The organism is Pseudomonas frigoris, from assembly GCF_047758635.1.
GTDB classification, from domain to species: domain Bacteria; phylum Pseudomonadota; class Gammaproteobacteria; order Pseudomonadales; family Pseudomonadaceae; genus Aquipseudomonas; species Aquipseudomonas frigoris.
The window spans coordinates 1,525,404-1,544,225 of record NZ_CP180479.1; the positions used below are offsets into that span (position 1 = coordinate 1,525,404).

The following is an 18,822-nucleotide window of genomic DNA, read 5'->3' on the forward strand; positions in this document are numbered from 1 at the left end:
CTATGGAATACGTATTAAAGGGAATTCAAGAACGCCAGCAACGCAGCGCGCTGCTCGGCATTGAAAGACAAAACCTGTTGTTGCGCCGCTGTTGCTTCGCCGCCATGCCAGAGCACGGCTTCGAGCAGATTGCGGGCGCGGCCATCGTGCAAGAACTGGGTGTGGCCACTGACCGCCTGTGTCAGGCCGATGCCCCACAACGGCGGGGTGCGCCAGTCGCGGCCACTGGCCTGGAATTCGCTACGGTTGTCGGCCAGACCGTCGCCCATGTCGTGCAGCAGCAGATCGCTGTAAGGGCGAATCACTTGATTGGCCAGTTCAGGTTCTGCGGCGTTGGCGGCGGTGGTGTATTTCGGGGTGTGGCAGGACTGGCATCCGGCCTGGAAAAACAGAGTCTTGCCGGCCAGCACCTCGGGGGCGCTGACATCGCGGCGGGCCGGTACGGCGAGGTTACGGCTGTAGAACAGCACCAGGCGCAGGATGTTGTCGCTGACTTCCGGCTCGCCATCCGGGCCATTGCCATTCGGTGCCTGTTTGCAGGCGGTTTGCGCGTCGGTGCAGTCATCAACGGGTCTCAGGCTGGTGGTGAGGCCCATGTCGCCGGAGAACGCGTGAACATTCTGTTGATTGAGGTTTGGTTGGCCGGCCTTCCAGCCAAATCGCCCGAGAACGGTTTTTTGCTGCGCGTCATCCCAGACCCGGTTCGGGCGTCCGGCGATGCCGTTTTTGTCTTTTGCCTGAGCCTCGGCATTGGCCAGGATCGCTTCGTCGGGAATCGCTTCGAGCAGGCCGAGGCCAATCATTGGCGGTGCAACCCTGGCCGAGAAACGGGTGTCAGGGTGCATCGGGCCGTAGCCGAGTTGGGTGATTTGCAACGTCGGCTTGCGCAACTCGACTTCGGTGCCGTCCTTGAAACGAATCGGAACGGGCGTGTAATCGACGCGCACTTTGCCTTCCGGCACGACACCCGGCACGGACATATCCTGGAATTGTCCGCCGTAGACCGGCTCCGGGACGACACCGAGTTGCTTGATGACGTTGGCATACGCCGGCGTATCGGGAATCGACAGGCGCACCAGCATCGACACGGCGTTCTGCGCATCAGGCGTGGGCGGATGACCGCGGCCGTCCTTGATGTGGCAGCCCTGGCACGCGTTGGTGTTGAACAACGGCCCGAGGCCATCCCGGGCGGTGGTGGTCGACGGCGCGATCACCCAGGGATTACGGAAAAAACTGTTGCCGACACTGAAGTCCACGCGCCGTGACGGCGGCAGATTGGCGGACGGCAGGGAAAATGAGTTCTGATCGGTCTTGCGCACGGTTGCGCTGCCACCGGACCGGGCTTCACCGGGTTCGGCTTGGGTAAAGCGCGGGGCGTCATCGCAGGCACTCAGGCCCAGGGCCAGAAACAGTGCGGACAAGCGAAGAGGCAGCGAGGGCATCGGACATCCTGCAAGACGAGCAAAACAAGGGGCGCAAAGTCTAACAGGGCAGGGGAGATTGAATAAGAGGAATTATCGTTTGGTTGATGTGGAGCAGGGTTTTTCTGGAAAACCGCAATCCCCTGTGGGAGCGGGCTTGCTCGCGAAAGCGGTGTTTGCCGCACTGGAGATGTTGTCTGTGATGGCCCCTTCGCGAGCAAGCCCGCTCCCACATTTTGACCGGTGTGAAACCCGATTTTGGGCAGGGATAAAAAAGGCGACCTGCGAAGGTCGCCTTTTTATTCAGCCAGCGTTGATCAGAACTCGTGATCAGCGTTGTCCGGGTTCAGGTCACTGATGCCCAGTTTGCCAGCGGCGGCTTCGATCGAACCGGTCTGCTTGACCAGGGAAGCGATAGCGTCGCGGACGATCTGATTGCCAGCGGTGTTGCCGGCGGCGATCAGTTGGTCGTAGTGCTCACCCTTGTTGGCGTGATCGACCATGATCTGGATTTTGGCTTCGGTGGCGGCCAGGTCGGCTTTGAGCGCGGTGTCGGCAGTCGGGTCGGCTTTGGCCACCAGGGACGACAGGCTGGCGCCGGTCATTTTGGTGCCGTCGACGCGGGTGTATTCGCCCAGGTACACGTTACGAATGCCTTTGGCATCGTAGAAGTGCGAGTTGTGGGTGTTGTCGCTGAAGCAATCCTGTTCGTCTTCCGGGGAGTTGGCTTCCAGGGAAACCTTCATGCGCTCGCCCGCCAGTTCGCCCAGGGACAGGCTGCCCATGCCGAACAGCATTTTGCGCAGGCCGGATTCAGCTGGCTCGGCTTCCAGGGTGGCGCGGTAGTTGTCGGCCACGTTCGGCTTCCAGTTACCGACCATTTCTTCCAGGTCACTGACCAGCAGTTGGGTCACGGACTTCAGATAAGCGCGACGACGATCGTTATGACCGCCGGTTGCGCCTTTGCCTTCCAGGTAGTCGGAAGCTGGACGGTTGCCGGCGCCAGGGCCGGTGCCGTTCAAATCCTGGCCCCAGAGCAGGAATTCGATCGCGTGGTAGCCGGTGGCGACGTTGGCCTCGGAACCACCCAGCTCGTTCAGGCTGGCAAGTTTTGCCGGGGTGATGTCTTTCACATCGACCTTGTCTTCGCCGACCTGAACCTGGGTGTTGGCGATGATGTTGGCCGTGGCGCCCGGGTTACCCAGTGCGTGCTCGTAGGATTTGTCGACGTAGTCGATCAGGCCTTCGTCCAGTGGCCAAGAGTTCACCTGACCTTCCCAGTCGTCGATGATGGTGTTGCCGAAGCGGAACACTTCGCTCTGCAGGTAAGGAACGCGGGCAGCGATCCAGGCAGCCTTGGCGGCTTTCAGGGTGTCGGCGTTCGGCTTGGCGAGGAAGGCGTCGACGGCGGTTTGCAGGGTCTTCGCGGTGGATTCGGCATCGCTGTAAACGGCGAAGACGATGTCGGCGTAATGCGCGACAACGGCTTTGGCCGCGGCTTCATCGACTTTACTGGCAGCGGCAGGTGCAGCCGCCGGGGCCGTGGTGCTGGCGGCCGGAGTCGGTGCTTGCGCAGCGGCAGCTTTGTCTTTGCCTTCGCCACAACCGGCGAGGGAAATAGCGATGGCCAACAGACTGGCGGTAGCCAGAGGCATACGAATCATGGCGAACATCCTGCTTCGAGAAGGGTGGAATGGCGCAGCAAGCGCGCAAAACTGCGACATAATGCAAATCTTTCGCATTATCTGTAAAGGGCTGTACCTGGAAATATTTCTTATTCAGGCGGGAGTTGTGTCGTAGATCAAGAGATCGCAGCCTCGTTTCACTCGACAGCTCCTACAGAGTGAAACGAGGCTGCGATCTTTTGATGTTTTACAAAATAGCCGCATTGCTGCGCTGGGCCTGTTTCAGATACGCGCTCAATTCCCGCGCCGGCAGCGGCTTGCTGTAGAGATAGCCCTGACCTTCGTGACAGCCCTCGGAGATGATGTAGGCCTCTTGCTCGGCGGTTTCCACGCCTTCGGCAATCACCTGCATGCCCAGGCTCTTGCCCAGCTGGATGATGGCCCGAACGATGGTCGCATCATCGTCGTCATCGAGCAGGTCCTGAACGAAGCTCTTGTCGATCTTGATCTTGTCCAGCGGCAGGCTTTTCAGATAGCTCAATGACGAGTAACCGGTGCCGAAGTCGTCGATCGCGATCAGCGCACCGGAGCGGCGCAGGCTCAGCAGGTGCTGTGCGGCCGTGCTGATGTCTTCCATCAGGCCGGTTTCGGTGACTTCCAGCTCCAGGCTGCGCGGTGGCAGGCGGTACATCTGCAGGAGGTTGTTGACCACCCGTGGCAACTCGGCGTGGTGCAGCTGCACTGTGGACAGATTCACCGCCATGCGCAGGTCGACGAAACCCTGGTCATGCCAGTCGCGCAATTGCTTGCACGCCTGATCCAGCACCCATTCGCCGATGGCGATGATAGTGCCGTTCTGCTCGGCCAGGGGGATGAACAAGTCCGGCGGGACCAGCCCGTGCTCGGGATGCTGCCAGCGAATCAGCGCCTCGACACCCACCACCCGGTGATCGCGATAGCTGACCTGCGGCTGGTAGACGAGGTAGAACTGGCCACGGGCCAAGGCGTCGCGCAGGTCTTTTTCCAGCTCGCGACGGCGGCGCATTTCGGTGTCGACGCTGGCGATATAGAACTGATAACGGTTGCGCGAGCGAGTCTTGGCCAGGGTCATGGTCTGCTCGGCTTTTTGCAGCAGCTTCTCGGTGCTGTCACCGTCCTCGGGGAACAGGGTGATGCCGATGGTGGCGCGCAGGCGAATCTCCTGATGATCGAGGGCAAATGCCGCTTCCAGGTCATCGAGAATGCTTTGGGCCAGTTCGGCCGCTTCGTAGGGTTGTTCGATGTCGGCCTGAACCAGGGCGAACTGGTCGCCGCCGAGGCGGGCGAGGGCGCCAAGGCGTCCACTGTGAGCTCGCAGGCGATCGGCCAGGGCCAGCAGCAGTTGGTCGCCGGTCTGGTAGCTGAATTGTTCGTTGATGCCCTTGAAGTCGTCGAGGCCGACCACCAATACCGCGACCCGACGTTGCAACCTGCCGGCGTCTACCAGGATTTTGTCCAGTTGTTGCTGCAATTGCTGGCGGTTCGGCAGGCCGGTGAGGAAGTCGTACTGGGCCATGCGTAGCAGACTGTTTTCCGCTTCGTGGCGCAAATGGGTGTTGCGCTCGATTGACTCGAGCAACTGGTTGGCGGTGTTGATCCAGATCCCCAGTTCGTTCTTTTCATGCCCCTTGAGTAGCGGGATTTTGTGTGCGCTGGGGCGATCCGGATTGATTTCCGTGAGGTGTTCGATGATCCGCGACAGCGGCTTGGTCAGCAGCCAGTGATAGACCAGGTACAGCACCAGCCCCATGGCCATCGCACGCAACACGCCGGAGATGAAGATGATCACCGAACTGACGATGAAACCCTGGCCGTAGGTGGCGGTGTCGAGGGTGATGCTCAAGTCGCCGTAATACTCGCTGTAAGGGCCGCGACCGACCAGTTGGGTGGTGAAGGTGCGTTCCTTGCCGAGGATCAGGTCGGTCAGCCAGCGACTGTCGGAATGCTGCAGCTCGCGAGACTTTTGCGCGAGCATGGCTTCGTTGGGATGGCCAATGGAGGCCTTGCGCACAGCGTCGTCCTGAAACAGGCCTTCGATCACCTGCATGCCCATTTCCCGGTCCAGGCTGTAGACGGCCTGGGTCGAGGGGTCGCGGAACATGTCGAGGATGCGTTGGGCATCGCTGGCCACGGCCTGGCGTGTTTTATAGGCATCGAAAACGATCTGCGCGCAGCTCAAGACCACGCCGACGATCAATGCCGACAGGAGCACGACCCGAAGCAACTTCACCGACAAGCTGTTCTTGAGTTCCAGCTTCAAAGAGTCATTCCTTGTTCCGTGCGGGTAGCGTCAAGTTGCCGTGAGTATTGGCAATCCGGTGATGGCAGTCAAAGGGACAATCAATCACATGGGGTTTTGCCTGTAGCTTGGCCGAAATGCTGTCGTTGGGAGTATTTGCGCTATTTGTACTGTGTCGGTTGTTGAGTCCTTCAACTTGAGGGGGATTTGGACATATTTTCCGTTTGGTTGATGTTAGACGGCTGTGGCGTTGGGGCAAGGGGCTGAAGGCTGGTTTCATCGTGGGAAATCGCCCTGGTTTCTGCGGATGTACACGTTTTGAATGTGGGAGCGAGCTTGCTCGCGATGGCGGCCTGTCAGCCGACCAAGCTGTTGGTTGACCGAGTACATATCCATTTCTGCGGTAACGGCCACCTATGGTTCCGCCCTTACGGCGTGTCACTTTGGCAAACGCCCCAAAGTAACCAAAGGTCTCGCCCCAAGCGTCCGGCCCCTCGCCTAGGCTCGGCGTTCCTTCGCTCCGGCATTCATCTGGGGGCATCGCCTCCGGTCGGCTTCGCTTCGACCTCCTCTCGATGTGTTCGACTTCGTCGAACGGCGCTGCGCGCCTACCCCCCAGATGAACACCTCCACTCAGCCTCCCGAAGGGGCGGGTGGATCAAGATCAAGAGCTGCAGGCGAGCTAACGCTCGGCCTGTTGAGTGGTGAGGGGCGGAGCGGTGCACGCCGAGCTGCTTCTGCTTTTGATTTTGTAGGAGCATGGCTTGCCCGCGAAGGCGGCCTGACAGCCGACCTGTTTCTTCCTGTCACACATCAATTCACTGTGGGAGCGAGCCTGCTCGCGAAGATGGCGGCGCATCCAATACCAACATGGCTGACTTGCCGCCATCGCGAGCAGGCTCGCTCCCACAGGGGTTTTTGTTGTGTAGGAAGTCGGTAGAACTTTCCCACGAGATTTTCAGGTTGCATGTCGGAAGCGGGGTCAATAATCTTTGGCTGTCGCTGAAAACTCAGCGATCGGGTGTGAGAACCCGGCAAGTCATAGTCATCCAGCGCCACTATCCGCATAATTGCCGCCTGCTTATCTGCTGCAAATGCGTTATGGCGGCTGTGTGCGGGCAGACTTCGGTCTGGCCGGGTGTCTATGACCGGTTTCTCACCTCGCACATAGCTGCCACCTCTTCGTCGCGTGAGAAACGGCAAGGGATTGGCACCCAACGCATAGGCATTCCCTTGGATAAATTAATCCCCGATCCCCCCTTCAACACCACCAAACCCTACAGTCCCAACACTATGTTCATGATCGCCCCCGACATGGATACCGAATCCCTCCTGGCTCACGCCTGTGAGTCATTGGCTTCAGCCAACGTCTTGGCCAGTGATTTCGCCACCTACCTGACCGGCTCCCAGCGCAGTACGGCGTTGGCCATTGCCCAGATCGTCATGCTGGCGGACCTTGCTGTGAATAGGGCTTTGGATATCGTCGACCCACAGGGCTAGGCATTCCGTCAGGTTGACCGTGTTATCGTTCTTCGCGAGCAAGCCCGCTCCCACCTTTGAAATGTATTCCCCCTGTGGGAGCGAGCCTGCTCGCGAAGGCGGCCGCCCAGGCACCACATTTCCACCGCCCATAAAAAAACCCGACCTAAGCCGGGTTTTTTATGGGTATCGATCTTAAGCGGTGAAGGTTTTGCCTTCGAACTGCTCAGCCACGAATTTCCAGTTGACCAGGTTCCAGAACGCTTCGACGTATTTTGGACGAAGGTTGCGGTAGTCGATGTAGTAAGCGTGCTCCCAGACGTCGCAGGTCAGCAGCGGGGTGTCGCCGTTGGTCAGCGGGTTGCCGGCGCCGATGGTGCTGGCCAGGGCCAGGGAACCGTCAGCCTTTTTCACCAGCCAGCCCCAACCGGAACCGAAGGTGCCGATGGAAGTCTTGCTGAACTCTTCCTTGAACTTGTCGAACGAACCGAAGGCTGCGTTGATCGCGTCGCCAAGTGCGCCGGTTGGTTGACCGCCGGCGTTTGGCGCCAGGCAGTTCCAGTAGAAGGTGTGGTTCCAGACCTGAGCGGCGTTGTTGAAGATACCGCCCGAGGAAGATTTGACGATTTCTTCCAGAGTCTTGCCTTCGAACTCGGTGCCTGGCACCAGGTTGTTCAGGTTCACGACATAGGTGTTGTGGTGCTTGTCGTGGTGGTATTCCAGAGTTTCCTTGGAAATGTGCGGCTGCAGGGCATCGTGTGCGTAAGGCAGCGGCGGCAATTCGAAAGCCATGATGATTCTCCTAATCAGGTCAGTTGCGGTGAGCGCAAGGCCGATCACGGGCGGCCAGACAAGCGCCGGGGAGTTTGTACTCTTTTCGGCGCATCGGATCGGATCATAGCACCGGGGGTGCGGCATAACCACGCAACAACTGTGTGGAATAGAGGTTCCAGAGCCTTTTGGAATAATCAGCTGGCGACGATTAATTGAAAGGCCACTGTGAACATCATGACCGCCACCAGCATATCGAGAATTCGCCAGGTACTTGGCCGAGCCAACCATGGCGCCAACCACGCCGCGCCGAGCGCCAGGGTGAAAAACCACAGCAATGACGCACTGGCCGCCCCCATGACATAAGCGCCGGGCTCGGTTTGTTGGGCGCCGAGGGAGCCGATCAGCAACACGGTATCCAGATAAACGTGCGGGTTAAGCAGCGTTACGGCCAAAGCACTGAGCATCACCGCGCGCAGCGAGCGCACGGTCTGGCTTTCGCCCTGTTGCAGGCTCTGTTTCGAGCAGGCCCGACGCAGCGCCTGACTGCCATACCAAATCAGAAATACCGCGCCACCCCAACGGGCGACTGCCAATAGAGTCGGGTTTTGCGCCAGCACGGTCGCCAGGCCGAACACGCCAGCGGCGACTAACAGTGCATCGCACGTTACGCACAACGCCGCCACCGGAAGGTGATGTTCACGCCTCAGGCTCTGAGCCAACACAAACGCATTCTGACTGCCGATCGCCATGATCAGCCCCGCGGCCACTAACAGGCCGTTCACATAGCTTTGCCACATAAGATGTTTACTCCGCGTTGGCCGCCAGATCCCGCAGCACGTGCAGGGCGCGTTCGGCATCGGCCTGGCCGACGAATAAATGGTCGTGGTAATAGCCGGCAATCACGTTGCAGCTGATGCCCGCCTGGCCTAATGCCGTGGCGAACGCGGCGGTCAGGCCGACGGCTTCGAGGGCCGAGTGCACGTTCAAGGTGATCCAGGCCGTGACGTAATCGAAACTGAATCCGGCCTTCTCGGCGTGGGAACGTTCCAGAATCACTGTCAGACCTTCCTGCTCGCGAAAGCTGCCGACAATCTCAAGGCCTGCCGGCAACTGGCCGTCGCGCAGGGTGCAGAACACGTATTCGCCGACGTTGAGCTGCGGGCTCATGCTGCGCAGCAAGGTTGCCAATGAAGTTTCGCCAGCCATGTCGATGATCCTTGTTCAAGAGTTCTTGCTGGCTATTCTCCGGTGTCAGGCTGTATAAGAAAAACCAATCATGCTGATCGCTCATTAGGAAAACTGATGTTCGACTATAAATTGCTTTCTGCCTTGGCCGCGGTGGTCGAGCAGGCCGGGTTCGAACGTGCGGCCCAGGTGCTCGGCTTGTCGCAATCGGCGATCTCCCAGCGCATCAAATTACTCGAGGCGCGAGTCGGCCAACCAGTGCTGGTGCGGGTGACACCGCCGGCCCCGACCGAAATCGGCCGACGGCTGCTCAACCATGTGCAGCAAGTGCGTTTGCTTGAACGGGACTTGCAAACCCTGGTGCCGGCACTCGATGAAGAAGGTCTGCCGGAACGTCTGCGCATCGCCTTGAATGCCGACAGCCTCGCCACGTGGTGGGCCGTGGCGGTCGGGGATTTTTGCGCGGAACAGCATCTGCTGCTGGATCTAGTGGTCGAAGACCAGACTGTCGGCCTCAAACGCATGCGCGCCGGTGAAGTCGCGGCGTGCGTCTGCGCCAGCGAGCGCCCGGTGGCCGGCGCGCGCAGCGTTTTGCTGGGGGCCATGCGCTACCGTGCGCTGGCCAGCCCAGCATTTATCGCCCGGCATTTTCCTGAAGGTGTACGCGCCGATCTGTTGTCGAAAACCCCCGCGCTGGTCTTTGGCCCGGACGATTTCCTACAGCATCGCTACCTCGCGTCCCTCGGCGTCGATGGCGGATTCGAACACCATCTATGCCCCTCGTCCGAAGGTTTCATCCGCCTCACGGAAGCGGGACTCGGTTGGGGCCTGGTGCCTGAACTGCAGGTGCGCGAGCAACTGGAACGCGGTGTATTGGTAGAGCTTTTGCCCGATAAGCCGATCGATGTGCCGCTGTACTGGCATCATTGGCGCAATGGCGGTCAGTTGCTGGGGTTGCTCACCGATCAGTTGGTGCGTTCGTCGAAGCAATGGCTGGTGCCGTTGGACTGACGGGCAGCGTCAAGACCTCACGCAATACGCAAAACGAAATATTCGGAGCAATTCATGAAGATTCTGGTTACCGGCGCAAGCGGCTTCATTGGCGGGCGCTTTGCGCGTTTTGCCCTGGAGCAGGGCCTGGACGTGCGGGTCAACGGTCGCCGGGCCGAAAGTGTGGAGCATCTGGTGCGCCGTGGCGCCGAGTTCACCCAGGGTGACTTGAGCGACCCGGAACTGGCACGCGACCTGTGCTCAGACGTCGAAGCCGTGGTGCATTGCGCCGGTGCGGTCGGTTTGTGGGGGCGTTATCAGGATTTCCATCAAGGCAATGTCCAGGTCACTGAAAACGTGGTCGAGGCCTGCCTGAAACAGCGGGTTCGACGACTGGTTCACTTGTCGTCGCCGTCGATCTACTTCGATGGCCGCGATCACCTGGGGCTGACCGAAGAACAGGTGCCCAAGCGCTTCAAGCATCCCTACGCCGCGACCAAATACCTGGCCGAGCAAAAAGTTTTCGGCGCTCAGGAGTTCGGCCTCGAAACCCTGGCCCTGCGCCCGCGTTTCGTGACGGGGGCTGGCGACATGAGCATCTTTCCGCGGCTGCTGAAAATGCAGCGTAAAGGACGGCTCGCGATCATCGGCAACGGCCTGAACAAGGTTGATTTCACCAGCGTGCAAAACCTCAATGAAGCGTTGCTCAGCAGTTTGCTGGCCAGTGGTTCGGCCTTGGGCAAGGCCTACAACATCAGCAACGGCAAGCCGGTGCCGTTGTGGGACGTGGTCAATTACGTGATGCGCAAGATGGATGTCCCACAGGTCACGCGCTACCGTTCCTACGGATTGGCCTACACCGTAGCGGCGCTCAACGAGGGGGTGTGCAAGTTGTGGCCGGGTCGTCCCGAACCGACCCTGTCGCGCCTGGGTATGCAGGTGATGAACAAAAATTTCACCCTGGACATCAGCCGCGCCCGGCATTATCTGGACTACGATCCGAAAGTCAGTCTCTGGACCGCCCTCGATGAATTCTGCGGCTGGTGGAAGGCCCAGGACATTCGCTGACGCGCGGGTTAGCGCCGCACACTGAACCGAGTTCGGGGTTGAGGGTCAATCGATGCGGCAGTGGGGGTTATACTGCGCCGCATCAAGCCATCACCGCGTTCCACAAAGGTTGACTCAATGTCCATGCGTAACGATGCCAACGACGACTTCGACGATGTACCGAGCCTGCGTGCCGACAGCCTCGACGACGATGATTTTCCGACCACCGCTCGCACCACCGTGCATTCGCGGCCCGCGCCAGTCGTCAAAGTCAAAAGCGCGAGCACCGGCCCGCTGTGGGCGCTGGTTGGCGCCTTGTTCTTTGCTTTTGCAGGCCTTGCCTGGTGGAGCTTCCAGCAGCTCTCGCTGATGGAACAGCAATTGGTGGCGACCCAGGAAAGTTTCGCGCGTATCAGTGAGGATGCGGCGGGGCGCTTGCAGGACATTTCCGGCAAGGTTGTCGCCAGTCAGACCAACGTCAGCAGCGACAGTGAAGCCTTGAAGCTGCAAATCAAACAGCTGGAAAGCAAGCTCCAGGATCAAAGCAAACAACAGCAAGGCGTTGTCGGCCAGACCACCGATCTGGACAAACGCCTGGCGCAGATGAGTGCACAGACCACCGATCTGGATAAGCGCTTGGCGCAGATAACCGCGCAAGGCACCGAACAACAGGCCGCCACCATTCAATTGCAGGCTCAGGTCAAAGTCTTGAACAGCGATGTAGCCGTGCTGAAAAGCAACCCGGCGGACACAGACAAATTCGACGCGCAACTTAAAAGCCTTGGCTCTGACATCGTTGCACTGAAGAAACAAGGCAACCCGAGCGCCGCCATCGAGCGTCTGGAGCAGGAAGTCATTGTCCTCAAAAGCCAACAGGACAATCGCCCGGCCGCGACGCCAGGCGGGACCAATACCGCCGAGTTCGACGCCTTCCGTAGCCAGGTCACCCGCAACATCAACACCCTTCAGGCGCAGATCCAGAATTTGCAGCAGCAGCTGCGCGCAAGGCAGTGAGCCTTCAACCGGCCTGTGTAGCAGCTGTCGAGCCCCAGCGAGGCTGCGTTCGGCTGCGCAGCAGTCGTCAATTCAATTAACTCGGTTTACCTGAAGCACCGCGTTGATTGATTTACGACTGCTTCGCAGCCGAACGCAGCCTCGCTGGGGCTCGACAGCTGCTACAGAGCCGAACGCAGCCTTCGACAGCTGCTCGCTCTGTGCTTTCCTGAATATTCGTACAAATCCCAAGCCGTCTACGCTCTTGAACACCAACAAGAACGAGGCCAGGTTCAGCTGCCGGCACGGAAAAGGACGACAGCCAGGCTGCCAAAGCCCTGCTGGAAAAAGCCCTGGCGTACTACCACGACAATGGCGACAAGGCCTTCGCTGCTTTCAGCCGTCAGGGCGAGTTTGTCGACAAGGATCGTTACGTGTTCGTGGTCGACACCAAGGGCGTGATGCTCGGGCCGAATACCGCTGGCAGAACTGGTCCGACGGCAAGGTCGAGGACAAGCATGCCTACCTGAAAAAGGTCGGGCATTTTCTGGTGGCTGTCGGGTATTACAGCCCTTGAATGGCGGTGCCTGACACACCGCTTTCGCGAGCAAGTCGAATCGTCGCACCGCCGCTCCCACAGTAGATCTTCAGTGATCACAGCATTTGTGTACGACGGAGATCCAATGTGGGAGCGGGCTTGCTCGCGAATGCAGGCGACTCGGTCCGTCTATCGAACCTTATCCTCGCGCCCCCGCAACACCATATTCGGCATGGCAACCGCCGCCGCCAGCCCCAGCAGCGACACCGCCGCACTGACCATCAGCAAATGTTGAAAGGTCAGCAGCAGCTCGGCGCGCAAGGCGTTCTGCGCATCCCCCGGCGCGGCGTTCAAACCATCGAGCAAGACGTTCCCCGAACTGCCCTCGGCAATCATCGAAGAGCCGGCCAGGTGGGCAAAACTTGAGTCCTGTAACAACGCCAACAGCAGGGCTGACATCAAGGCCACACCCACCGCGCCGCCCAGTGAGCGGAACAGGTTGGTGGTGCTGGTGGCGACACCGATGTCCCGTTGTGTCACCGAGTTCTGCGTACCGACCAAGGACGTCGGGAACTGCATGCCGCTAGCGATCCCGCTGAGCAACATAAACAGACTACTGAGCACAAAGGCCTGGGGAGGACTGAACGCCATACCGAGAATCGAGATAGGCATGATTAGGGCCCCGGTCAGGATCATGGGTTTGTAGCGCCCGGTCACCGAGGTCCGGCGGCCGGCGAAATACGCACCGATCGGCAAACCTATCGCCAGCGGCAACAGGTGCAGCGCGGCGCTGTCGGCCCCGGCGCCGGTAACGCTCTGGAAGCGCAGCGGCATCAACACAATCAGCGAGATCGCCTGGAAACTGGTGAAGAAGATCGTGCACCAGCACAGGATCGCATTCCGGTTGGCGAACAAATGCATCGGCAGCAGCGGCTCCCGCGCCCGGCGTTCATGCCAGACGAACAGCGCCAGAACCAACACCGCACAACCGAGCAGGCCCAGCACTTCGGCGCTGCGCCACGAATGGCCCTGACCGACCTGGGTGATGCCCAGCAACAAGGCGGTCAAGCCGATGATCATCAGCAACGTGCCGAGGTAATCGATGATCGGTTTGCGTTGTGGCACTGGCAAACCCACCAGCGTTCGATTGGCCACCAGCCAGGCACCGAGGCCCAATGGAAGATTGATCAAGAACACCCAGCGCCACGACAGGTACTCGGTCATGTAGCCACCGAGTACCGGTCCGGCCACGCTGGCCACGGCGTACATGCTGCTGAAATAGCCTTGATAGCGGCCGCGCTCCCGGGGCGGCACGATGTCGCCGATGATCGCCTGGCTGACCGAAATCATACCGCCAGCGCCGATGCCTTGAAGTATCCGCGCCAGCACCAGCTGCTCCATGCTCTGGGCCATGCCGCAGAAAAGCGAAGCGACCGTGAACAGCCCCATGCCAAACAGCATCAACTTGCGGCGACCGTACAGATCGCCCAATTTGCCGTAGATCGGCACGGCCACCGTCATCGCCACCATGTAGCCGGAAATCACCCAGGCGAGCAGGCTGACGTCCTTGAATTGTGCGGAAATGGCCGGCATCGACACCGCGACGATGGTCTGGTCCAGCGCGCCCAGAAAGATTGCCAGCATCAGGGCGATCAACACGCTGCGAATGGCCGGTTTGGGCGTTTCAGGCTGGTTGAGATTGGTCACGGGTTAGAACCTGCGGACAGTGATTGACCCGCAAGGAGCAAGGCGAGCGGGGATGCTCGCCAGTGTAAGTCGATAGCAGGCTATTCGATAGCCTCGTACGGAGGGCCGACGTAATTTTCTGCAATGGTTTTTCGACCAGCCTCGGAGTCGACGAAGTACGCCAGTTCCGACTCGGCGATGCGCTGACTGAAGGCGTCGTTATCCTCGAAACGGTGCAGCATCGAGGTCATCCACCAGGAAAACCTTTCGGCTTTCCACACCCGGCGCAAACAGACCTCGGAGTACTTCTCCAGCAAATCCACACGGCCTTCTCGGTAAACCTTCAGCAGAATGTTGAACAGCGTACTGACGTCGCTGGCCGCCAGGTTCAGGCCCTTGGCGCCGGTGGGTGGGACGATGTGCGCAGCGTCGCCGACCAAAAACATCCGCCCGTACTGCATCGGTTCGACGACAAAACTGCGTAACGGCGCGATGCTTTTTTCGATGGAAGGTCCAGTGACCAACGACGCTGCCAACGCGCCAGGCAGACGGGATTTGAGTTCATCCCAGAAGCGTTGATCAGACCAGTTCTCGACGTGCTCGTCGGCCGGCACCTGGAGGTAATAGCGGGTGCGGGTGGCCGAACGCATGCTGCACAGGGCAAAACCGCGCTCATGCCTGGCATAAACCAGCTCTTCGTGAACAGGCGGGGTATCGGCAAGAATCCCCAGCCAGCCAAACGGATAGACCCGCTCGAACACGTTCAGGCACTCGGCAGGAATCGCCTGCCGGGCCACGCCATGGAAACCGTCGCACCCGGCGATGTAGTCGCAATCGAGTCGATACAGCTCGCCGTCCTTCTCAAAAGTCACGAACGACTCTTCGGTTTTCATCCCGTGAGGAACGACGTTGCTTGCCTCGTAAATCGTCTGCGCACCGGCCTCCCGACGAGCGGCCATCAGGTCGCGAGTGACCTCGGTCTGACCGTAGATCATCACCGTTTTGCCACCGGTCAGGGCTTGCAGATCGATGTGTACCCGGCGTGCGTCGAGGGCCAGTTCGAAGCCTGTGTGGACCAGCCCTTCGGCGTCCATGCGCTGACCCACCCCAGCCTGGCGCAACAGCTCTACCATGCCTTGTTCGAGGACGCCGGCACGGATTCGTCCAAGCACATAGTCCGGGGTCTGGCGTTCGAGAATGAGGGTGTCGATGCCGGCGTTGTGCAGCAATTGGCCGAGCAATAAACCGGACGGACCGGCGCCGATGATGGCGATTTGGGTTTTCAGCGTTTTCATTGTTTTTATGACTCGCAAGCTTCACGCGACCAGGGCCGGTGAGTAATTTTTATGGATCGAGTGCTTGCATTTTTCTCTCGCGAGTCTGTCAATTGAAGGGGAAAACTGAGCCGATACCTGTACATTCTGCCAATCGGTGCGATTATCGCCCGCCTACCCCCGAGGCCTGGATTGAAGTGATGAACAAGCCTGACCTACCTTCGATTCCAGTGTTCAAGCTCTACGGTGAAAGCCTGGATTGGCCGACCCCGGACTTGCTGCACTGTGAAACCATTTCCAAACGCAGCCGCGAACATCAATGGGAAATCAAACCCCACCGTCACGCCGATTTGTGCCAGTTGCTCTTCGTATTCAAAGGTCAGGCAGAGCTTGAAATCGAAGGCAAACGTACGCAACTGACCGAGCCGGCGATCCTGGTTTTGCCGCCGTTATCGGTGCATGGCTACCGGTTTTCCGAGGACGTCGAAGGGTTTGTCGTGACCCTTGCCGCGCCGCTGGTTGCCCACCTTCAGGCGCAACTCGGCAATTCGGTGAACGCCCTGGCCCAAGCCGAAAGTTATCCGGCGGGCAAGGAAGGCGAATACCTCAACAGCCTGTTTTCAGCGCTGCAAGACGAGTACACCGGCCACCAACCGGCTCGCGAAATGCTCATGCATTCGCTGGTCAGCGTGATCATGGTGTGGGTCAGCCGCCAGGTGATTTCCCGTCGCAACGCCAGCCAGCGTCCGCAGCGTGCCCGGGAATACCTCAACGGGTTTATCCAACTGGTGGAAGAGACCTATCGCCAACACGTCAAAGTCGAGGACCTGGCTCATCGGCTGGGGATTTCGGTGTCACACCTCAACGGCACCTGCCGTGAGCTGGCGGGACAACCGGCGTTGCAGATCATGCACGAGCGTCAGTTGCTGGAGGCCAAGCGTTTGCTGACCTATACCAGCATGACCATTTATGAAATGTCCGACGTGTTGGGGTTCTCTGATCCGACCAACTTCACGCGCCTGTTCCGGCGTCGAGTGGGGATCTCGCCCAAGGCATTTCGTGACCGCTTGAAGGCCGATCAGGACAACGAGGCCTGATCCCCTTCGTTACTTGAGGGCGTTGAGGGTCGCGTTGTGGGGAATGCAGCGCTCGAAGTTACAGCTCGCGTATTCACGGGGCAGTTGTCGCAACTGCTCAACGCGCCAGGCCGCGGTGCCATACAGCGCGAGCGTGGCTGCGCAGGTGATGAAAATCGCGAGGTATCTTCGTGTTTTGGTGTTCATGGCGTGACCTCTGAACGAATACCCTTCGGTATTACTTTGAGCATAGGTCAGTGCCTGTGAGTTGCCAGGCGCGTGGCTTGCGCATGTAACCCGACATTCAGAACACTAATATCCCCATGTGGGAGCGGGCTTGCTCGCGAAAGCGGTGGGTCAGTCGCCATCAATGTTGAATGATCGACCGCATTCGCGAGCAAGCCCGCTCCCACATTTGATCTGGTTACAGGCCGATATCCCACGCCGGTTCTTCTGGAAATCTGAGCACCAGAAAGTCCAGCATGCTGCGCAACGCCGCCGGCATGTGTTTGCGTGAGGCATACACCGCGTAAATGTTCATTTGCCGGGGTTCGGCGTGGGGCAGCAGGCGGATCAGTTCGCCGCTGTGGATATGCACGCCCGCCTGATAACTGGGCAGCATCGCCACCCCGGCGCCAGCCATCGTCGCGCGCAACAACGTGCTGGCTTCGTTGGCGCTGATGTTGCCCTGCACCGGCACTGACACCTGCTCACCGTCCTCCTCGAAATGCCAGAGGCTTTTGCCGAAGTAGGAGTGGGTCAGGCAATTGTGCTGGCTCAGATCCTCGACCCGCAGCGGTGTCGGGTGTTCGAGCAGATAAGCGGGGGAGGTGCAGATCACCGAGCGGCAGACGGTCAACCGCCGCGCGATCAGGTTCGGGTCCAGGTCGTTGCTGGTGCGGATCGCCAGATCGATGCGCTCATCCACCAGGTTCACCGTGCGGTCGAGCATCTGCATATCGATGCTTACACCAGGGTAACGTTTGACGTAAGCGGCCATGGCATCCGCCAGTTGTGCCTGACCGAACGAAGTGCTGACGCTGATGCGCAACAGGCCGCGTGGTGCCTCGTCCGGTTCGCTGACGGCGGCTTGCATGTCCGTGGACAGGTCGAGCATCTGCCGACAACGGGGCAGGATTTCACTGCCGGCAGCGGTCAGGCTCAGCTTGCGCGTGGTGCGGTGCATCAGGCGTGCGCCGACCCAATCCTCCAGCTCCGCCAGATAGCGCGAAACCACGGGCCGTGACAGGTCCAGGTGATCGGCGGCGGCCGACTGGCTGCCGAGGTCAACCACTGTGACGAACACCCGCATTGCTTGTAGACGATCCATCATTTGCTCACTTTCAGAAACAAACTATGTCCCAGCATCGCATTTTTTGTACTGAGTCATGCAACTAAGCTCTGTCCCCTGTAGGAGCTGACGAGTGAAACGAGGCTGCGATCTTTTGATCTTGCCTTTAAGAAGCAAAGTCACAAGATCGCAGTCTCGTTTCACTCGTCAGCTCCTACAGAGCCATCGGCCAACCCTGGCCATCGACAACGGAGCAACAGATGATCGGCTTCACCTCGCTTAAACGTATTTTGCTGGCCACCGCCACCCTCGGTTTCGCCGCCCACGCAGCGGCTGCATCGAGCCTGACCCTGGACGTCTACAACCCGGGCGACAAGGCGATCTTCCCGGTGACCTCGGTGTTGGTCAGCGGCGAGAAAGACGCGATTTTGGTGGATGCACAATTTGGCAAATCCCAGGCCGAGCAAGTGGTCGAAAAGATCCGCGCCAGCGGCAAGCAACTGACCACCATTTACATCAGCCACGGTGACCCGGATTACTACTTCGGCCTCGAGACCCTGACCGCCGCATTCCCCAACGCCAAAGTGCTCGCCTCGCAGCCGACCGTGGATCACATCCAGAAAACCGTCGACGGCAAACTGGCGTTCTGGGGGCCGAAAATGGGCACCGACGTGCCTGCCAAAACCATCGTGCCGGATGTACTCAAAGGCGACAGCCTGATGCTCGAAGGGCAGAAGTTGCAGGTAGTGGGTCTGGAGGGCAAGCAGCCGGATCGCACCTTTGTCTGGATTCCGTCGATCAAGGCTGTGGTCGGTGGCGTCGTCGTCGCAGAAAACATCCATGTGTGGATGGCTGACACCCAGACGCCGCAGTCCCACGCCGATTGGCTGACTACGCTGCATGCCATCGAAACCCTGAAACCGAAAACCATTGTGCCGGGTCATTACCTCGGTGAGAGCGCCCGTTCGCTGGCCGCCGTGCAGTTCACCGCCGATTACATCAAGGCATTCGACGAGGAAACCGCGAAGGCAAAGGACGCTGCCGCGCTGATCGCAGCGATGAAAAAACGCTACCCGAAGCTGGGTGAAGAAAGCTCGCTTGAACTGAGCGCCAAAGTCGCCAAGGGCGAGATGAAGTGGTAACCCGATTCACCTACTCTCACTGA

The 18,822-nt window shown here is 59.5% G+C and carries 16 protein-coding genes and 1 pseudogene; 7 read left to right on the forward strand and 10 right to left on the reverse strand.

What is annotated here, in order from left to right; genetic code table 11:
* Positions 1–14: 14 nt before the first annotated feature.
* From ACMXYH_RS06830 to ACMXYH_RS06840, 3 genes are all read right to left on the reverse strand, one after another.
* The gene (locus tag ACMXYH_RS06830) at positions 15–1,442 is read right to left on the reverse strand and encodes a di-heme oxidoredictase family protein (RefSeq protein WP_415766663.1); all 1,428 of its coding nucleotides are present in this window, start codon (positions 1,440–1,442) and stop codon (positions 15–17) included.
* Positions 1,443–1,738: 296 nt separating this feature from the next.
* Entirely contained in the window at positions 1,739–3,085 is a 1,347-nt protein-coding gene (locus tag ACMXYH_RS06835) for an imelysin family protein (RefSeq protein ID WP_415766664.1), read from the reverse strand.
* A 208-nt stretch (positions 3,086–3,293) separates the two neighbouring features.
* Positions 3,294–5,345 carry a putative bifunctional diguanylate cyclase/phosphodiesterase gene (locus tag ACMXYH_RS06840; protein WP_415766665.1) on the reverse strand — a complete coding sequence of 684 codons (2,052 nt, stop codon included), beginning with the start codon at positions 5,343–5,345 and terminating at the stop codon, positions 3,294–3,296.
* A 1,212-nt stretch (positions 5,346–6,557) separates the two neighbouring features.
* On the opposite strand from ACMXYH_RS06840, the gene ACMXYH_RS06845 reads away from it, so the two are divergent.
* Complete coding sequence (locus ACMXYH_RS06845; protein ID WP_415766666.1) at positions 6,558–6,824, forward strand: DUF6124 family protein; 267 nt, start codon at positions 6,558–6,560, stop codon at positions 6,822–6,824.
* Between the two features lie 174 nt (positions 6,825–6,998).
* On the opposite strand, the gene ACMXYH_RS06850 is transcribed toward ACMXYH_RS06845, so the two are convergent.
* From ACMXYH_RS06850 to ACMXYH_RS06860, 3 genes are all read right to left on the reverse strand, one after another.
* A complete protein-coding gene (locus ACMXYH_RS06850) occupies positions 6,999–7,595 on the reverse strand; it encodes a superoxide dismutase (protein WP_074874062.1) in 597 nt (198 codons plus the stop codon).
* 176 nt (positions 7,596–7,771) lie between these two features.
* A complete protein-coding gene (locus ACMXYH_RS06855) occupies positions 7,772–8,374 on the reverse strand; it encodes a LysE/ArgO family amino acid transporter (RefSeq protein WP_415766667.1) in 603 nt (200 codons plus the stop codon).
* A gap of 7 nt (positions 8,375–8,381) precedes the next feature.
* A complete protein-coding gene (locus tag ACMXYH_RS06860) occupies positions 8,382–8,783 on the reverse strand; it encodes an ACT domain-containing protein (protein ID WP_415766668.1) in 402 nt (133 codons plus the stop codon).
* Between the two features lie 96 nt (positions 8,784–8,879).
* Here ACMXYH_RS06860 and ACMXYH_RS06865 point away from each other — a divergent pair, with 96 nt between their 5' ends.
* The 4 genes and pseudogenes from ACMXYH_RS06865 to ACMXYH_RS06880 all read left to right on the forward strand — a co-directional run.
* Positions 8,880–9,773 (forward strand): LysR family transcriptional regulator ArgP, encoded by an 894-nt coding sequence (locus tag ACMXYH_RS06865; protein WP_008156078.1) that lies wholly within the window; start codon positions 8,880–8,882, stop codon positions 9,771–9,773.
* Between the two features lie 54 nt (positions 9,774–9,827).
* Positions 9,828–10,820 (forward strand): NAD-dependent epimerase/dehydratase family protein, encoded by a 993-nt coding sequence (locus ACMXYH_RS06870; protein ID WP_415766669.1) that lies wholly within the window; start codon positions 9,828–9,830, stop codon positions 10,818–10,820.
* Between the two features lie 117 nt (positions 10,821–10,937).
* Complete coding sequence (locus ACMXYH_RS06875; RefSeq protein WP_415766670.1) at positions 10,938–11,813, forward strand: ATPase; 876 nt, start codon at positions 10,938–10,940, stop codon at positions 11,811–11,813.
* A 275-nt stretch (positions 11,814–12,088) separates the two neighbouring features.
* Positions 12,089–12,366, forward strand: a pseudogene (locus ACMXYH_RS06880) (cache domain-containing protein); the annotation flags it as partial.
* Positions 12,367–12,519: 153 nt separating this feature from the next.
* Here ACMXYH_RS06880 and ACMXYH_RS06885 read toward each other — a convergent pair.
* Both ACMXYH_RS06885 and pobA read right to left on the reverse strand, forming a co-directional pair.
* A complete protein-coding gene (locus tag ACMXYH_RS06885) occupies positions 12,520–14,037 on the reverse strand; it encodes an MDR family MFS transporter (RefSeq protein WP_415766671.1) in 1,518 nt (505 codons plus the stop codon).
* Positions 14,038–14,117: 80 nt separating this feature from the next.
* The gene (gene pobA / locus ACMXYH_RS06890; RefSeq protein WP_415766672.1) at positions 14,118–15,311 is read right to left on the reverse strand and encodes a 4-hydroxybenzoate 3-monooxygenase; all 1,194 of its coding nucleotides are present in this window, start codon (positions 15,309–15,311) and stop codon (positions 14,118–14,120) included.
* A gap of 179 nt (positions 15,312–15,490) precedes the next feature.
* Between pobA and ACMXYH_RS06895 the strand changes: the two genes are divergently transcribed.
* A complete protein-coding gene (locus ACMXYH_RS06895) occupies positions 15,491–16,387 on the forward strand; it encodes a helix-turn-helix domain-containing protein (RefSeq protein WP_415766673.1) in 897 nt (298 codons plus the stop codon).
* Positions 16,388–16,396: 9 nt separating this feature from the next.
* On the opposite strand, the gene ACMXYH_RS06900 is transcribed toward ACMXYH_RS06895, so the two are convergent.
* Entirely contained in the window at positions 16,397–16,573 is a 177-nt protein-coding gene (locus tag ACMXYH_RS06900; RefSeq protein ID WP_415766674.1) for a hypothetical protein, read from the reverse strand.
* Between the two features lie 217 nt (positions 16,574–16,790).
* Positions 16,791–17,696, reverse strand: a complete 906-nt coding sequence (locus ACMXYH_RS06905) for a LysR family transcriptional regulator (protein WP_415766675.1) — start codon at positions 17,694–17,696, stop codon at positions 16,791–16,793.
* 221 nt (positions 17,697–17,917) lie between these two features.
* Between ACMXYH_RS06905 and ACMXYH_RS06910 the strand changes: the two genes are divergently transcribed.
* Positions 17,918–18,799, forward strand: a complete 882-nt coding sequence (locus tag ACMXYH_RS06910) for an MBL fold metallo-hydrolase (RefSeq protein WP_415766676.1) — start codon at positions 17,918–17,920, stop codon at positions 18,797–18,799.
* The last annotated feature ends 23 nt before the right edge of the window (positions 18,800–18,822 follow it).

Bases quoted from the DNA above. Each gene is read 5' to 3' on its own strand.
- ACMXYH_RS06830 (WP_415766663.1), bottom strand. From the start codon at position 1,442: ATGCCCTCGCTGCCTCTTCGCTTGTCCGCACTGTTTCTGGCCCTGGGC.
- ACMXYH_RS06835 (WP_415766664.1), bottom strand. From the start codon at position 3,085: ATGATTCGTATGCCTCTGGCTACCGCCAGTCTGTTGGCCATCGCTATT.
- ACMXYH_RS06850 (WP_074874062.1), bottom strand. From the start codon at position 7,595: ATGGCTTTCGAATTGCCGCCGCTGCCTTACGCACACGATGCCCTGCAG.
- ACMXYH_RS06855 (WP_415766667.1), bottom strand. From the start codon at position 8,374: ATGTGGCAAAGCTATGTGAACGGCCTGTTAGTGGCCGCGGGGCTGATC.
- ACMXYH_RS06860 (WP_415766668.1), bottom strand. From the start codon at position 8,783: ATGGCTGGCGAAACTTCATTGGCAACCTTGCTGCGCAGCATGAGCCCG.
- ACMXYH_RS06865 (WP_008156078.1), top strand. From the start codon at position 8,880: ATGTTCGACTATAAATTGCTTTCTGCCTTGGCCGCGGTGGTCGAGCAG.
- ACMXYH_RS06870 (WP_415766669.1), top strand. From the start codon at position 9,828: ATGAAGATTCTGGTTACCGGCGCAAGCGGCTTCATTGGCGGGCGCTTT.
- ACMXYH_RS06875 (WP_415766670.1), top strand. From the start codon at position 10,938: ATGTCCATGCGTAACGATGCCAACGACGACTTCGACGATGTACCGAGC.
- pobA (WP_415766672.1), bottom strand. From the start codon at position 15,311: ATGAAAACGCTGAAAACCCAAATCGCCATCATCGGCGCCGGTCCGTCC.
- ACMXYH_RS06895 (WP_415766673.1), top strand. From the start codon at position 15,491: ATGAACAAGCCTGACCTACCTTCGATTCCAGTGTTCAAGCTCTACGGT.
- ACMXYH_RS06900 (WP_415766674.1), bottom strand. From the start codon at position 16,573: ATGAACACCAAAACACGAAGATACCTCGCGATTTTCATCACCTGCGCA.
- ACMXYH_RS06905 (WP_415766675.1), bottom strand. From the start codon at position 17,696: ATGGATCGTCTACAAGCAATGCGGGTGTTCGTCACAGTGGTTGACCTC.
- ACMXYH_RS06910 (WP_415766676.1), top strand. From the start codon at position 17,918: ATGATCGGCTTCACCTCGCTTAAACGTATTTTGCTGGCCACCGCCACC.